At 37.3% G+C, this 16,863-nt stretch carries 13 protein-coding genes; 8 read left to right on the top strand and 5 right to left on the bottom strand.

The window, feature by feature from the left end:
* Positions 1–15: 15 nt before the first annotated feature.
* Positions 16–570 carry a short-chain dehydrogenase gene (locus tag ACFSTA_RS09700; RefSeq protein WP_377556432.1) on the bottom strand — a complete coding sequence of 185 codons (555 nt, stop codon included), beginning with the start codon at positions 568–570 and terminating at the stop codon, positions 16–18.
* 148 nt (positions 571–718) lie between these two features.
* On the opposite strand from ACFSTA_RS09700, the gene cls reads away from it, so the two are divergent.
* From cls to ACFSTA_RS09685, 3 genes are all read left to right on the top strand, one after another.
* On the top strand, positions 719–2,161 hold the full coding sequence (gene cls, locus ACFSTA_RS09695; protein ID WP_377556431.1) for a cardiolipin synthase: 1,443 nt from the start codon (positions 719–721) through the stop codon (positions 2,159–2,161).
* Positions 2,162–2,195: 34 nt separating this feature from the next.
* A complete protein-coding gene (locus tag ACFSTA_RS09690; RefSeq protein ID WP_377556430.1) occupies positions 2,196–2,723 on the top strand; it encodes an acyl-CoA thioesterase in 528 nt (175 codons plus the stop codon).
* A gap of 133 nt (positions 2,724–2,856) precedes the next feature.
* On the top strand, positions 2,857–4,269 hold the full coding sequence (locus ACFSTA_RS09685; RefSeq protein WP_377556429.1) for an alanine/glycine:cation symporter family protein: 1,413 nt from the start codon (positions 2,857–2,859) through the stop codon (positions 4,267–4,269).
* 295 nt (positions 4,270–4,564) lie between these two features.
* Here ACFSTA_RS09685 and ACFSTA_RS09680 read toward each other — a convergent pair whose 3' ends face one another.
* On the bottom strand, positions 4,565–5,164 hold the full coding sequence (locus ACFSTA_RS09680; protein WP_377556427.1) for a hypothetical protein: 600 nt from the start codon (positions 5,162–5,164) through the stop codon (positions 4,565–4,567).
* 381 nt (positions 5,165–5,545) lie between these two features.
* Between ACFSTA_RS09680 and hutH the strand changes: the two genes are divergently transcribed.
* From hutH to hutG, 4 genes are read left to right on the top strand one after another with little or no spacing between them, the layout of a single operon-like run.
* The gene (hutH, locus tag ACFSTA_RS09675; protein ID WP_377556425.1) at positions 5,546–7,081 is read left to right on the top strand and encodes a histidine ammonia-lyase; all 1,536 of its coding nucleotides are present in this window, start codon (positions 5,546–5,548) and stop codon (positions 7,079–7,081) included.
* Positions 7,068–8,720 carry a urocanate hydratase gene (gene hutU, locus ACFSTA_RS09670; RefSeq protein ID WP_377556424.1) on the top strand — a complete coding sequence of 551 codons (1,653 nt, stop codon included), beginning with the start codon at positions 7,068–7,070 and terminating at the stop codon, positions 8,718–8,720. The genes hutH and hutU overlap by 14 nt, the downstream gene beginning before the upstream one ends.
* A gap of 15 nt (positions 8,721–8,735) precedes the next feature.
* On the top strand, positions 8,736–9,989 hold the full coding sequence (hutI, locus tag ACFSTA_RS09665) for an imidazolonepropionase (RefSeq protein WP_377556422.1): 1,254 nt from the start codon (positions 8,736–8,738) through the stop codon (positions 9,987–9,989).
* The gene (hutG, locus tag ACFSTA_RS09660) at positions 9,986–10,930 is read left to right on the top strand and encodes a formimidoylglutamase (RefSeq protein WP_377556421.1); all 945 of its coding nucleotides are present in this window, start codon (positions 9,986–9,988) and stop codon (positions 10,928–10,930) included. The genes hutI and hutG overlap by 4 nt, the downstream gene beginning before the upstream one ends.
* A gap of 32 nt (positions 10,931–10,962) precedes the next feature.
* Here hutG and ACFSTA_RS09655 read toward each other — a convergent pair whose 3' ends face one another.
* On the bottom strand, positions 10,963–11,298 hold the full coding sequence (locus ACFSTA_RS09655) for a winged helix-turn-helix transcriptional regulator (protein WP_377556419.1): 336 nt from the start codon (positions 11,296–11,298) through the stop codon (positions 10,963–10,965).
* Positions 11,299–11,512: 214 nt separating this feature from the next.
* Between ACFSTA_RS09655 and ACFSTA_RS09650 the strand changes: the two genes are divergently transcribed.
* Positions 11,513–12,757, top strand: a complete 1,245-nt coding sequence (locus ACFSTA_RS09650; protein WP_377556418.1) for an aminopeptidase — start codon at positions 11,513–11,515, stop codon at positions 12,755–12,757.
* 119 nt (positions 12,758–12,876) lie between these two features.
* On the opposite strand, the gene recQ is transcribed toward ACFSTA_RS09650, so the two are convergent.
* Positions 12,877–15,018, bottom strand: a complete 2,142-nt coding sequence (recQ, locus tag ACFSTA_RS09645) for a DNA helicase RecQ (protein ID WP_377556417.1) — start codon at positions 15,016–15,018, stop codon at positions 12,877–12,879.
* Between the two features lie 210 nt (positions 15,019–15,228).
* Positions 15,229–16,515 (bottom strand): branched-chain amino acid transport system II carrier protein, encoded by a 1,287-nt coding sequence (gene brnQ, locus ACFSTA_RS09640; protein ID WP_377556472.1) that lies wholly within the window; start codon positions 16,513–16,515, stop codon positions 15,229–15,231.
* Positions 16,516–16,863 lie beyond the last annotated feature (348 nt).

Here is a 16,863-nt window from a genome sequence, read left to right as displayed (position 1 = left end):
TCGAAGTTATATATGTTACTGTGGGCGCTTGCTCCATGGTTTTAAAGTACCAACAACGGTTTCTTTATAGTCTCGTTGAATAACCTTTATAACGCCATTAGCAATTTCATCATGGGTTAACCAACGGGATCCACCGTCTTCAATAACAAATCCTAAGTAAACACGTCTGTACTGGCAATTGTCAGGAACGGTCGTGTTTTCTTTTACGAAAAAAGAAGAACTACCTTGAACATGGAGTAATTTCCACGGTTTTTCCCATACTTTTAACTGATCCAAAATGGTTGGAAGTGCCTCTGGTGCAGATGAATGAATCCAACTAATTACTAGATCGGGAACTCCAAATTCATTAATCGCCTCGTTAACTTTTTGTTGCAACTGTTCGGTATCATGATAATCCACCGTTAATGGATGGAAATTGTCTGGAGAGGCGTTTTTATGTTTCATCTTGTCAAATTTGTCCCGATTACGATTAAGAACAGAAACAAAATAATTATGCTCCACTAACCAATGACAAACTCTTTCCAACATTCCTGTCCCACCAATGACAAATGCATATGGTTTATCACGCATCATTCTACCTCCCTTTTTCATACAGTATAGTATAAAGGTAGTAGTAGAACAAATTCCAGAGCATAATGAATGAAAATATCGCAATGTATGTATTTGGGGATTGTGCTATATTATAAGTAAGACATTAATACTTAAAGGGGATATACATATGGAATTCATGCCCTATATATTAGGATTTATTATCTTTTTTAATATTGCTTTAGGCATATCTATCGTGTTTTTAGAACGTAAAGATGCGAGTTCTGCATGGGCATGGTTGATGGTTTTACTTTTCATACCAGTAATCGGATTCTTTCTTTATCTTATATTTGGACGACGGTTAAGCAATCAACGAATTTTCTCATGGGATACAAAATCAAGATTAGGTGTTAAGAAAGCAGTTGATGCCCAACTGCAGCAAATGCAAAATAAAGAGTTTAATTTTAAAAATAAGGACCTTATAAAGTATAAGGAATTATTTTACTTACACTTGAAAAATGATGATGCGATATTAACACAGGACAATGATGTTCAAATATTTATTGATGGCCATGAAAAATTTGATTCTTTAATCAAAGATATGGAAGAAGCTACAGATCATATTCATCTGTTGTATTATATATTGAGACATGATGGGTTAGGACAACGAATAGCAAATGTTCTCAGAAAAAAGGCAAGAGAGGGTATAGAGGTTCGTGTTCTTTATGATGATATGGGTTCGAGAAGTTTAGGTAGAAAATATATTAGGTATTTGCAAGATGCTGGTGTACAAGTAGAAGCATTCTTTCCTCCAAAAATTCCAAATATCAATTTTAAAATCAACTATCGTAATCATCGTAAACTAGCTATTATTGATGGTGAAATTGGTTATATCGGTGGATTTAATATTGGAGATGAATATTTAGGTGAAAGCAAAAAATTCGGCTATTGGAGAGATACACATCTTCGAATAACTGGAAGTGCCGTTCAAAATATGCAAACACGTTTTATATTGGATTGGAATCAGGCTTCCCGCAATGATATATTATATGATAAAAGCTACTATACATCCGTACCATCGGGAGATGTGGGCATACAAATTGTATCAAGTGGACCAGATTCGGACTGGGAGCAAATTAAAAACGGATACATAAAAATGATACTTTCAGCAAAGGAATATGTTTATATTCAAACACCATATCTCATTCCAGACGAAAGTTTGCGTGACGCAATAAGCATTGCGGCTCTTTCTGGAATTGATGTAAAAATTATGATTCCTAATAAACCAGATCATCCATTTGTGTATTGGGCCACGTTATCCTATGTGGGAGATTTATTAGCTGCAGGAGCTGAAGTGTATATATATCAAAAAGGATTTCTACATGCTAAAACAATTATTGTTGATGGAAAAATCGCATCGGTAGGGACAGCTAATATCGATGTGCGGAGCTTCCGGTTGAATTTTGAAGTGAATGCATTTTTATACAATCAGTCACTTGCTGAACGTTTACTGGAATCATTCGAAGGTGATATTCAACATTCATCACAAATGTCATTAAAATTATACGCAAAACGGTCGATTGGTATTCGTATGAAGGAATCAATATCAAGATTGCTTTCACCTATTTTATAATAAAAGCTACAGGAATTACTTAGGAGGAAATTTGATGGAGAAAAAGCCCTGTTCAAACTCATTAGCTGTGAAAACGTCTCATGTACTTCCACCAGACACAAACACACATGGAACTTTGTTTGGTGGAAAATTAATGGCAGACATTGATGATGTGGCAGCGATAGCAGCAGTTAGACATTCACGGCAACCAGTTGTTACAGCTTCGACTGATTCGGTTGACTTCTTAGCACCAGTGAAGGAAGGGGATTCCATTTGTGTCGAAGCTTTTGTAACGTGGACCCGTAATACTTCCATGGAGGTTTTTGTAAAGGCTGTTACCGAGGAATTACTAACTGGTGAACGAAAGGTATGTACAACCGCATTTTTAACCTTTGTAGCAGTGGATGAAAATGGAAAACCAACTCCGGTTCCAGAGGTTTATCCAGAAACAGAATTAGAAAAATTATTACATGAAAATGCACCACTTCGTGCGGAAGAACGGAAAAAACGGAGAAGTAATTCCAAGGGATTAGCAGATAGATTTGGAACGAATTATCCTTGGCACTCTGAGCGAAATTTATAGTATAGTCTACTGCCTGTGGGAGAACATCCTACGGGTGTTTTTGCGATTAATTAAATAGAGGTGAAATAAGGAGAGAATTCTTTCAGGAATTGGAAATGCTAACAACTAGAGCTACTTCGAAAGGGGAATTTATGTGGATATATTAGAAAGTATAATTGGAGAAATCAATGATGCACTTTGGTCTTATGTACTAATTATTGTATTGATCGGACTGGGGTTATGGTTTACAATACGAACGAATTTCGTTCAGTTTCGTAATTTACCTGAGATGTTTCGAGTCCTTTTTGATAAAAGAACAATGGTTACATCTGGAAAAAAGGGAACGTCATCATTTCAGGCATTTGCTATTAGTGCAGCTTCAAGGGTAGGTACTGGTAATCTTGCTGGTGTAGCTTCTGCCATTGCTATTGGTGGTCCTGGAGCACTTTTTTGGATGTGGGTTATTGCCTTACTAGGTGCAGCATCAGGATTTGTTGAAAGTACACTTGCACAAGTTTATAAAATACCAGATAAGAAGCAATACCGTGGCGGACCAGCTTACTATATGGAAAAAGGGCTAAAAAATCGCAACCTAGGAATTGTTTTTGCTATCACCATTATTTTTACGTATGGTCTCGTATTTAACTCCGTACAGTCCAATACAATTAGTCTTGCATTTTCTGGAGAATTTGCTATTAATCAGAATGTTATAGCAGCCATACTTGTTATTTTAACAGCAGTTGTCATATTCGGTGGCTTAAGAAGTATTGCTAATGTGACACAAGTTATTGTACCAGTATTGGCTATCTTATATATCGTAGTAGCACTATTTATTTTAATCATAAATATTACAGCGATACCAGAAATGATTTCACTAGTTTTTTCGAATGCGTTTGGAATCCGTGAAGTTGCTGGTGGTGGTTTTGGTGCTGCAATTATGATGGGGATTAAACGTGGTTTATTTTCAAATGAAGCGGGAATGGGTAGTGCACCAAATGCTGCCGCAACAGCTGAAGTGACCCACCCAGCCAAACAAGGATTGATCCAAGCATTAGGTGTATTTTTTGACACAATTTTAATATGTACGGCAACAGGTTTTATTATAATATCGGCGGGAGGATATGCTGGAAGTGAATTAGACGGAATCCAATTAACCCAAAATGCTTTTGCATCACATATTGGTCAATGGGCAGAAATATTTATTGCTATTTCGATTTTCTTATTTGCTTACAGCTCGATATTAGGAAATTACTATTATGGAGAAAGTAACATTGCTTATATTAAAGAAAGTCGTTCAGGTTTGTTTATTTACCGTTTAGCAGTACTGGCAATGGTTGTCTTTGGGGCTATAGCTACCTTTGATTTTGTTTGGGCGTTAGCCGATCTAACCATGGCAATTATGGCATTAATAAACCTATATGCTATAACTAAACTATATAAAATTGCTCATCGTGTATTACAGGACTACCGTGAACAACGGAAGGCTGGAAAGGATCCAGTGTTTTATCGTGATGTTCTGGAAGAAGACTCCGGTGTGGAATATTGGGAACGCGAACAAAATAAGTAATCTTGTGAAGGCTGTAGCCGTGTCCACGTAATGTAATTGTTCGAACTCAAATCAACACTACCTCATCATTGGATCTAGAATCTTACTACAAATAATAAGAGGTCTGCCTATAAGTATTCTTTCAGGAATTTATAAAAATAAACAATACAATCGCAATCTTGTGGTTATTGCGAAGTCAGAGTGAATGTAATAGATGTTCGAGGTTATCAACCTAAAATTAATGAGTTTTAAAACCACTGTATCCTAAAAATGAGTATGCAGTGGTTTTTGAATATTACACTGAAATAGAAAATATCTATCTAATATCATTACCTAATTTTTTTATAAAATCTAACCAAGGTTCACTTCTTTTAAAATCACTTTTATTTTTTATCTTTTCACTAATAAATTTACTTTCTAATGTTTCCATTACCCCATTGTAATAGGATGTAATAGTTTGGCTACTTTTTAATAGTTCTAATTCTTCTAGGCTAATTTCATGAATTATATTTTGGTCATAATTTTTACTTACTAATTTTTGATTAAGAATGTGAAGATTATTCTGCACTTCGATAAGTCTATATTCAGGAATCGAGGCATCCAATATTAATTCTTCTTCATCTATTATAAATTCGTTATAGTTGTTTTTAAAATCATTCAAATGCTTAGAGGTTTGTAGTACATTAGTTTTTAAGACCTCTGACTTATTCAATGTTATTCTTTCGTTAGATATCACATCTTCTAATTCATTGTTTAATGATTTTATATTTATTGAAAATTGAGATAAATGATCAATGATACTATTTTTAATATACATTTCTTGTAAGCTATTATTATTTTTGTTAAGCATAATTAATGTGATTAACATAATTAATAAAGCAAATGTTAAGATTAAAATCCATTTAGTTTTTTTCATTTATTTCTCTCCAAAAAAAATTTAAGTAATAGTTATATTATAACTAATGCTAGTATAGTTTCATAGACACATCTTAGTTAGGTTAAAAGGCTATGGTCATATTCGAGAAGATCGAGAAGAAGTAACACATTCAGAACTACCACTATCACCGATGCGCATAAAGAGAATCACTCTTCACTTTCTGTCTATTGACCTAAAACAAGAAAACGCTTACACTATAAGTAAGAATATTAAAAACAATTTGAGGTGTCCATTATGCGTTTATTTCATAAACAACGGAAAGAGAAGAATAAATCACAAGGAGGCTTGGTTTAAAACCAAAGCCTCCTTTTACTTTGTATGCTTTAACTTAGTAAAGCAATATTGTGGAGGTGCGTATAAATGATTATGTTAACTGGTTCTACATTAACGTTAGACGATGTGAAGCAGATTGTGTATCACAATGAGGAAGTTGTATTAGCCAATGAATCGGTTCAAAACATACAAAAAAATCGGGAAACCGTAGAAAAATTGCTTACAGATAAGCAAACAATGTATGGGATTAACACTGGTTTTGGAAAGTTTAGTGATGTGATTATCGAAGAAAGTGACTTAGATAAATTACAGTTAAATCTTATCTATTCCCACGCATGTGGTGTCGGTGAGCCTTTTTCAGAACACATTGTCCGAGCTATGCTGTTATTAAGAGCAAATGCATTAGCACAAGGTTACTCTGGGGTACGACCTGAGTTAGTTACGCAATTAATTAAATACTTGAATGCAGGTATACATCCAGTTATACCGCAGCAGGGATCGCTTGGAGCAAGCGGTGATTTAGCACCTTTATCTCACTTAGCGTTGGCTTTATTAGGTGAGGGAGAAGTGATATACCGTGGAAAACGGATGGAAACTGGCGAGGCATTAGTTTCTATAGGAATTCATCCGATCACATTAAAGGCAAAAGAAGGTTTAGCGTTAATAAACGGAACGCAAGCAATGACAGCAACTGGTGTTGTTACGTATCTCGAAGTGGAAAAACTTCTCTATCAATCCGAGATGGTAGCAGCAATAACATTAGAAGGATTACAAGGGATTATGGACGCCTTTGATCATGATCTGCACATGGTACGTGGACATCATGAACAAGTAGAAGTAGCTAAAAGAATCCGACAAATTTTAATAGATAGTGATCTTACTACAAATCAAGGTCAACTTCGGGTGCAAGACGCGTATTCCTTAAGATGTATCCCACAAGTTTTAGGATCATGCTGGCAAACAGTGCACTATGCAAAAGAAAAGCTAGAAACGGAAATCAATGCTGTAACCGATAATCCGCTTATTTTTTCGGAAGAGAATAAAGTAATTTCAGGCGGTAACTTCCATGGACAGCCAATTGCATTTGCGATGGACTTTTTAAAACTTGGTATCGCCGAAGTAGCGAACATCTCTGAACGAAGGACTGAGCGGTTAGTAAATCCTCAATTAAATGATTTACCCGCCTTTCTGAGTCCTAATCCTGGACTTGAATCAGGCGCGATGATTATGCAATATAGTGCTGCATCGCTTGTCTCGGAAAATAAAACATTAGCACATCCAGCGAGTGTAGACTCCATTCCGTCATCAGCAAATCAAGAGGATCATGTAAGTATGGGGACAATTGCAGCTAGACATGCTTTACAAATGCTGCAAAATTCGAGAAGAGTAATTGCTATTGAATTAATTTGTGCGCTACAAGCGGTTGAATATCGAGGAATTAAACAGATGGCAAGTAGGACACGGGACTTTTATGAACTAGCACGTAAAATAGTTCCGAGTATTACGAAGGATCGTGTATTTTCAACCGACATCGAAAAGCTTACCAGATGGCTAAAGGAAGAAGAGGATAGTAACACGCAAATACGATTAAATAAAGGTGGGGTTATGCATGAGCAAAGTTGATGTTAGAGCAAAAAAAGGATTGGAGCTAGAGTGTAAGGGTTGGGAACAGGAAGCGGCACTACGGATGCTTTATAACAACTTAGATCCGGAAGTTGCGGAAAAACCAGAAGAGCTCGTCGTCTATGGTGGGATTGGCAAAGCTGCACGAAATTGGGAAGCATTCCATGCCATTGAAAAGACATTACGTAATTTGGAAAACGACGAAACAATGCTTATTCAATCAGGAAAACCAGTAGGCGTTTTTAAAACCCACAAGCATGCACCACGTGTACTTCTATCAAATTCTGTATTAGTACCAAAATGGGCAAACTGGGATCACTTCCATGAACTTGATAAAAAGGGCTTAATCATGTATGGACAAATGACTGCGGGAAGTTGGATATATATCGGTACCCAAGGAATTCTACAAGGAACCTATGAAACTTTCTCAGCAGTAGCAAAGAAGCATTTTGGGGGCTCTTTAAGAGGGACGATCACTTTAACAGCAGGACTTGGCGGTATGGGAGGGGCACAGCCACTTGCAGTTACGATGAACGAGGGAGTCGTCATCGCCGTTGAAGTGGATCGTACTAGAATCGACAAACGGTTGCAAACAAAATACTGTGATGTCATGACCGAAAGCATTGATGAAGCTATAAAACTAGCAAATGAAGCAAAAGAGGCAGGAAAACCGCTATCTATTGCACTGCTCGGAAATGCAGCCGAAGTTCATCACCAGTTGCTTCAAAAAAATACTCCAATAGATATTGTAACCGATCAGACATCAGCACATGATCCATTGAATGGGTATATTCCAGTGGGATATTCTGTTCGTGAAGCGGAAGAATTACGAGAAGACAATCCGGATATGTACGTCAAGTTAGCCAAACAAAGTATGGCGAAACATGTAGATGCTATGCTCCAATATCAACAAAGAGGTTCGATCGTTTTCGACTATGGAAACAATATCCGACAAGTTGCTCAAGATGAAGGAGTTTCAAATGCGTTTGATTTTCCAGGATTCGTTCCCGCCTATATTCGTCCGTTATTTTGTGAAGGAAAAGGACCATTTCGCTGGGCAGCTTTATCTGGTGATCCAGAAGATATTTATCGAACAGATCAACTAATCAAAGAGCTCTTTCCAGAAAATGAAGCATTGCTTCGCTGGATTGAAATGGCCCAAGAGCGTATTTCCTTCCAAGGTTTGCCTTCACGAATTTGTTGGCTAGGTTACGGAGAGCGTGTGAAGATGGGGCTTGCGATAAACGAATTAGTACGAAAAGGGGAACTAAAAGCACCAATTGTTATTGGTCGTGATCATTTAGATTGTGGTTCGGTAGCGTCACCTAACCGTGAAACAGAAGGAATGAAGGATGGTAGTGATGCGGTTGCGGACTGGGCGGTGTTAAATGCATTAATCAATACGGCTGCAGGAGGCTCCTGGATATCATTCCATCATGGAGGCGGTGTCGGAATGGGATATTCCTTACATGCTGGCATGGTAGCGGTTGCTGATGGAACTGATTTAGCCCAGGAAAGATTAGAACGAGTATTGACAACAGACCCAGGAATGGGAATTATACGTCATGCAGATGCAGGCTATGAAACAGCAAACCAATTTGCTGAAACACATGATATTACCATACCAATGAAAAAATAGGAGGGAGAGAGGAGTATGCAAGTCGATATTCTAATTACAAATATTGGGCAACTACTTCCAATGGATAAGAAAGGACCTGTACGAGGTGCTGACATGAATGACTTAACTGTTTGGGAAGATGCAGCCCTTGGAATAAAAGGAAATCAAGTAGCCTGGATTGGTGCAATGGATGAGACGGATCAGGTAGAAGCAGATGAAGTAATATCTGCTCATGGAAAACTAGTAACACCAGGACTTGTTGAGCCTCATACACACCTTGTATTTGGTGGATCAAGAGAGAAAGAAATGGCACTCAAACAAAAAGGAGTACCTTATCTGGATATTTTAAAACAGGGCGGAGGAATATTATCAACAGTTCGATCGACACAAGAAGCAACTCACGAAGAATTAGTTGATAAAGCGTTATTTCATTTAGATCGGATGGCCATGCATGGTATTACAACAATGGAGGCAAAGAGTGGTTATGGCTTAGATCGAGAGACAGAACTTAAGCAGTTAAAGGTTGCTAAAGAGGTGAGTGATAAACATCCATTAGATCTTGTCTCGACTTTCCTTGGTGCACATGCAATTCCTCCGAGCTACAAAGATAATCCGGATGCTTTCCTTGATCATATGGCTGATTTGTTTGATGAGATTAAATCAGAAAACCTAGCAGAATTTGTAGATATTTTCACAGAAACGGGCGTATTCACGGTGGAACAATCGAGAAGGTATTTACAAAAGGCAAAAGAAAAAGGCTTTAGAGTAAAAGTTCATGCAGATGAAATCGATCCATTAGGTGGAACAGAACTAGCGGTAGAAGTTGGTGCAATAAGTGGGGATCATCTAGCTGTTACCTCAGACGAAGGTATTAAGCAGCTTGCTAATTCTGATACAATCGGTGTTATTTTACCAGGTACTAGCTTTTACCTCGGAAAAGAGACGTATGCAAGAGCACGTGAGATGATCGATGCAGGTGCAGCCGTTTCTATCTCAACTGATTTTAATCCGGGTAGCTGTGTTACAGAGAATTTGCAGTTAATTATGTCAATCGCAGCTTTAAAGCTAAAAATGTCTCCTGAAGAAATTTGGCATGCTGTAACCGTAAATGCCGCACATGCCATTGGACGAGGGAATGAAGCGGGATCAATAACAATTGGGAGAAAAGCGGATATTGTTATATGGGATGCGCCAAACTATATGTATATTCCGTATCACTATGGTGTAAACCATGTAAATACGGTTATTAAAAATGGGAATGTTTTATTTCAAAGGCAGGAGATTCGATGACTAAGATCCGTCACTTAATGCCTGCTGGAGAAGCTATTTTTAAAGATCGGTACACAACAAAAGCAAAGGATTTATTAAAACCATGGCGACATGGTAAACATGAGGAATTTGGCTTGGTGGGATTACCTTTATCCAAATCATCTATCAGCCATTCAGGAGCATCGTTTGCCCCAGGAGCGATTCGTAGTGCAATGCAAAGCTATACCAATTATTCAGGGGAAACGGAAGCAGAGTTATCAAAACCAATCTTAGATTTCGGTGATTTATATATGGATCCGACTGACATAATAGGAAATCAGCAACGATTACAGGAGGGGCTAACCGATATTTATGCAACGGGAGCAGCAAAAAATTGGATCATGCTTGGGGGCGATCATTCTGTAAGCTATGCAGCTATCAAAGCATTTTCGGAAACGTATAAATCAGTTGGCATCATTCAGTTTGATGCTCACCATGATCTACGAAACACGGAAGATGGAGGTCCAACAAATGGGACCCCGTTTCGTAGATTATTGGAGGATAAGATTATACAAGGGGAAAATTTAGTACAAATCGGTATTCGTGATTTTACTAATGCAAAGGCATATCATAATTATGCGAAAGAGAATGGCGTTGTTGTATATACGATGGCGGATGTGCATCACAGTGGAGTAAGAGAAATTTTACGACAAGAGGTTGAGCGATTAAAACAACAAGTTGATGTTATTTATATTTCTCTTGATATGGATGTACTTGATCAAGCCTTTGCTCCAGGGTGCCCAGCAATTGGGCCAGGTGGGATGGATAGTTATACCCTATTAGATGGGATCTTTTTAGCGGCAACATATCACGAGGTCATGGCGATGGATATCGTGGAGATAGATCCAACTATTGATGTTCGAAACATGACAAGTCGTGTGGCTGCAAATGCGATTTTGCAGTTTATGAAAGGTAAAATATAAAAGAGGACTGTTTGTAAACAGCCCTCTGAAGATTATTTTTTGATTGCTTGATCTTTTACTTCTTCTGCAGTGATCCAGACATCAGACCAATTTTGGATTTCTTGAATGACTGGTTTTAATGCTTCTCCTTTTTCTGTTAAGGAGTATTCAATTCGAACTGGGAATTCGGAATATATATTACGTTCAACGATGCCTTCTTTTTCGAGCATTTTTAACCGATCAGAGAGTAATCTTCCACTAATTGGCAAATCAGCTTCCATTTCAGAAAACCGTTTTTTGCCATGTAGAAGCTCTGACAATATTAGGCCAACCCAACGTTTGCTGATTAGCTGCATCGCTTTTTCAAATCGTGGACATAAATCACTCATCATTTTCACCTCGTTAGTCGAAGGATCGTTCAAGTATAATAACTTACAAAAAGTAACTCTTTATTTTATAATAGCACAACCCTATTAACGTGTAAAATAGTACAAAGATCGAGCAGCGATAGAAACTTTGCACAATTAGGAAAAGTTAGTTGGAAAATTTACTTGTTTGTGGAATAATAACGGTATACGAAATAATTTTAATGGAGGTTTATCAATGGTATCTCAACAAACACAAGAAAAATACGCAGAATTAGCATTACGCACTGGCGTTAATTTACAAAAAGGACAAGCACTAATGATTAATGCTCCACTTGAGGGTGCAGAATTTACGAAAATGGTTGTTCGTAAGGCATATGAAATAGGAGCAAAGGACGTACATATTAATTGGGTAGATGATGAATTAACCTTGTTAAAATATGAAAATGCTCCGGATGAGGTAATTGCTGATTATCCAGAGTGGAAAGTAAAACTTCATGATACATTTGCTGAGGATGGAGCTGCGGTATTAAATATCCGTTCGACCAATCCGGATTTATTAAAAGATATTGATCCAACACGTGTAGCGAAAGCAAACAAAGCGGCTGCGCAAGCGATGAAGAATTTCCGTAAATATACGATGAATGACAAAATTACATGGTCAATCATTTCCATTCCGACGGGAGAATGGTCACAAAAGATTTTCCCTGACAAGACGCGTGAAGATGCAATCGAAAGTCTTTGGGAAGCAATTGTGAAAATTGTTCGTGTGGATCAAGAAGATCCCATCGCAGCTTGGGATGCACATAATGAAACACTGAAAACTGCACGTGAAATATTAAATGACAAAAATTATAAGAAATTAGTCTTTAAAGCGCCTGGTACAGAGTTAGAAATGGAACTTCCAGAAGGCCACATTTGGAAAGGTGGATCTGCTGTTTCTGAAAAAGGCATTACCTTTAATCCAAACATGCCTACAGAAGAAGTATTCTCTATGCCTCATAAATATGGTGTAAATGGTACAGTTTCTAGTACGAAGCCTTTAAACTATGGTGGAAGTCTAATTGACAACTTTACGTTAACCTTTAAAGATGGGAAGGTTGTTGATTTTAAAGCGGAACAAGGTGAAGATACACTGAAGCATTTATTGGAAACGGATGAAGGGGCGAGACGTTTAGGTGAAATTGCACTTGTACCACACGAGTCACCAGTATCTCAATCCGGATTAATTTTCTATAATACTTTATTTGATGAAAATGCATCTGTTCACATCGCACTTGGTAAGGCATATCCTACAAATATTAAGGATGGTTCTGGTATGAGTGAGGAAGAGTTAGATAAGCATGGTGTAAATGATAGCTTAACACATGTTGATTTCATGATTGGTTCTGAAAAACTGGACATCGATGGTGTTAAAGCTGATGGAACGAGCGAAGCAGTATTCCGTAGCGGAACTTGGGCTTTAGATGTGAAAAATAAATAAGTAAGGTGATCCACGAAAAAAAGCAGGGGAATTTTTATATATTCTCCTGCTTTTATTATGATATTTTGATAGCTATTCCGTGTATGAAGGGCAAATCACCTATCAGAATTCAAACGTATCTACATTAATCCGTTCTTCACCAAAACAGCTTTTATCTTTGTGTAATCATACTCCTCTGGCAAAGCTTCTTTTAAAGGTTTCAATTTAGGTTCTTTAATATTTTCCCGTGCAGCTAAGATAGTAGCTTCTTCCTCATCATTGAAAAAGATATTCCAAGCAATCGGATATCCTTCCTGGAATGCTTTAAATAAATGATTTTCCACTGTCAATTTTGTGATTTCTCTTATCGTAGCAATATCCTTGATTGCCTTACCAGACTGAAACATCTTGTAACTAGTAATATGACTTGGTGTGTCGTCGGTATTCTTTTTTCGCTTTGGCGCAGGGGAATCGCTAATTCTAATTTTCGTTTTCACATCAGGATTTTCTTTCCGCCATTCTTGAATGACACGCAAAAACACTTCTCCATATTGTTCGTACTTTTTCTCTCCAACACCTTTGATCTCTAGCATATCCTCTTTCGTCTCAGGGAAATAGCGACTGAGCTCCTTCAAGGTCACATCAGAAAATAACACGTATGGAGGTACATTCTTTTCATCCGCAAGCTTTTTCCGTAAGTTTCGTAATGTAGCGAATAAATCTTCTTGATAATCAGCTTCTTCACTAGTTGGTATCGGTGCTGTATACATAGTAACGGACAGCTTCCCTTTTAATACATCCACCGATTGTTGGTTCAGTTTTAGCGTTGGAAACTTTCCTTCTTCTGTCGCAAGTATTTGTTCCGCAACTAAAAAGTGAATTCGCTCTGTCAGTTCCTTCTCCGTATATGCCGACATGATCCCATACGTTGAGATGGTGTTTAAATTAAAATCTTTAATCTTTTTATCCTTCGATCCCTTGAGTACTTTTGCTGTCATACCAACGCCAAAGCGCTCACCCATTCGTTTCACACAAGATAAAATCATTTGTGCTTCTTCCGTAATATCCATTTTTTCTAACCGTTCTACACAGTTACTACATCTGCCGCAATTTTGCTTGAGAGAGGTGTCATTAAAATAATCCAAAATAAAGGTCGATAAGCACCCTTGTGTATGGCAGTAATTAACCATTGCTTGTAACTTACGGTATTCATTCTGTTTTGCCGCCTCATCCATCAACGATTGCTCGATTAAAAATTTCTGCAACTGGATGTCTTGAGGAGAAAATAATAAGATACAATCACTAGCCTCGCCATCACGTCCAGCTCTACCTGCTTCTTGATAGTATGATTCGATATTCATTGGCATGGCATAATGGATAACGTATCTTACATTCGATTTGTCTATCCCCATTCCAAATGCATTCGTAGCAATCATAAGTGTCTTTTCATCATGAATAAAAGCGGCTTGTGCTTGTTTCCGAGCGTTTTCAGACATTCCAGCATGATATTTGGCAACTTCAATGCCTCGTTTTTGTAATTGGTCGTATAAAGCATCGGCTTGTTTTCTTGTTGCGGTATAAATAATGCCAGACTCTTCTTTATGTTCCTCTAGAAAGGAGCGAATATAGCTTGTCCGATCCTTCCCTTTTATAATATGAAAAGAGAGATTTTCTCGTTCAAACCCAGTGTTGATAACTTGGTCCGGCTGAATATCTAACATCAATTGAATATCAGAAATAACTTCTTCAGTAGCTGTAGCGGTTAATGCCACGTAAACCGGAATGTTTCTTATTTGTTTAAGCTGCGGAACAATCGAGCGATAACTTGGACGAAAATCATGTCCCCATTGCGAGATACAATGTGCCTCATCAAAAGCAACTAAGGCAATTGGAATTCTTCTAATTATATTTACAAATATAGAAGAATCGAACCGTTCTGGAGCAACATAAACAAACTTATATCGCCTTGCTTCTATATCTGATAAACGGGTACGCTGTTCTTCTGGAGAGAGTGAACTATTAATATAAGTAGCTGGGATTCCTAGTGCTTGAAGGGCATCAACTTGGTCTTTCATCAGTGAGATTAATGGGGAAATGATAATCGCAGTTCCTTCTAGTGAAAGTCCCGGTATTTGATAACATAAAGATTTACCCCCACCAGTAGGCATGACAGCTAATGTATTTCTTGTATGTAATATATGTTCAATAACTTCCTTTTGACCTGGCCTGAATGACTCATAGCCAAAGTAAGTTTGTAATATTTTTTCTTGTTCGGCAATCATATCTATACTCCTTTCTCCATCTAATCCTACCATATATTTTTGTAGGATTGGTAGAATCTTTTAAAATTGTAATTTGAGACAGTCGCTTGTCGGAAAATGGAAATATAATGCATAGGTTTTGGTGAATTTGTCATTTCGCAACACTGGAAAGGAACGCTCTATACTATTCATAAAAAAAGATCCACCCAACAGGATGGATCTAACAACATGTTAATAATTCACTTTTTTCCTAAACAACCATCCGATCAAACCACCAAATAACGCTGGAACTAGCCAACCTAGTCCGATATTAAATAGTGGGAGCTTCTCCATCACGGATGTTACATTTGCCATTTCTATTCCGAATGCAGCAAGACCGTCATAAAAACTAATTACTGCTGTCAGAATTATGGCTCCACGGTATACAGAGGTTGCGCCACCAAATAATCGATGCATAAACGTTAACATGATGAGTACAATGGCAATTGGATAAATAAATACAAGAACAGGAACAGAGTAATTAATAATTGTATTTAACCCCTGATTTGCAATAAGATAACTTCCAATTGTTACGATTAATGCGATCCATCTGTAGGATAGATTCGTAATTTGCGTAAAGAATTGTCCTAAGGCTACTACTAACCCAACGGATGTAGTGAAGCAAGCAAGTGTGACAATAACACCTAATAATAACGAGCCAAAATTCCCAAAGATAATGTTTGCTGCACTTGATAAAATATCACTACCATTGTTATAAGAACCTTTTGTAGCCATTTCTGCACCTATCCAACCGATAGATGTATAAACAATCGTTAAAGCAATACCAGTAACCACTCCGGCTTTCAGTGTAGATAATACCAATTTCTTTTGACTAGTTACTCCTCGATCTTTAAATGCATTAACTACAATAATACCAAAAGCTAACGAGGCAATTGCATCCATTGTTAAATAGCCTTCAACAAATCCAGTAAAAAAGGCAGCATTACTATATTTCTCGCTCGGGGGTTCAAGTCCATTTTGTAATAGGAAAAAACCTCCAATACATAATCCAAAAATTCCTAATAATAGTATGGGCGTTAAAATTTGCCCAATCCTATCAACCATTTTAGATGGGTTAAGACTTACTAAAAATACAAGCACAAAGAAAACGGTTGTAAATATAAACAGTGACAGATTTGAATCACCAGTGAACGGTACTGCACTCATTTCATAACCCACTGTTGCTGCGCGAGGTATTCCGAAAAAAGGTCCAATAGCAAGATAAACTACCGATGTAAAAATAAGTCCAAATAGAGGATGTACACGATCTGCAAGTTCTCTCACATCACTTTTTGAAAAGGAGATTGCCGTAATAGCAATAATTGGTAGACCAACACCTGTAAGTATAAAACCAGCAATCGCAGCCCAATAAGAGGTACCAGATTCGATCCCTAAGGTGGGGGGATAAATTAAGTTTCCAGCTCCGAAAAATAATGCGAAAAGCATAAATCCAATGATGAAGATGTCTTTATTCAAGATGAGTTCTCCTTTGGCTGTAGATGTATTATTCAAACAATTAGTTAGATACTATAACGAATTCGTTTATTCTAGGATAAACTGACTATTTTATTAAAATTTATATAATTTTTCTGAAATATAAACAAGCAAAAACAATCTTACAAGCTAAACAGTTCCGTGTCAATTCAAAAAAAGACAGTTCTGACATTTTGCGTTAGAAGCTTGAAATTACAACGATTTTACAGTGTTATTACGTTGTACGTGAAATTTCTGAGATAAACTAGTTTACAATATGTGCTTTCACATTTAGAATGTCTTTATATTTGAGAAAATTATTGTCCTACAATAAATTGGACGTTCTATTTATAC

It is taken from the genome of Ornithinibacillus salinisoli, from assembly GCF_042684965.1.
Taxonomy (GTDB): Bacteria; Bacillota; Bacilli; order Bacillales; family Amphibacillaceae; genus Ornithinibacillus; species Ornithinibacillus salinisoli.
The sequence above is the reverse complement of the archived record's forward strand: the minus strand, read 5'-3'. Positions and strand labels throughout refer to the sequence as shown.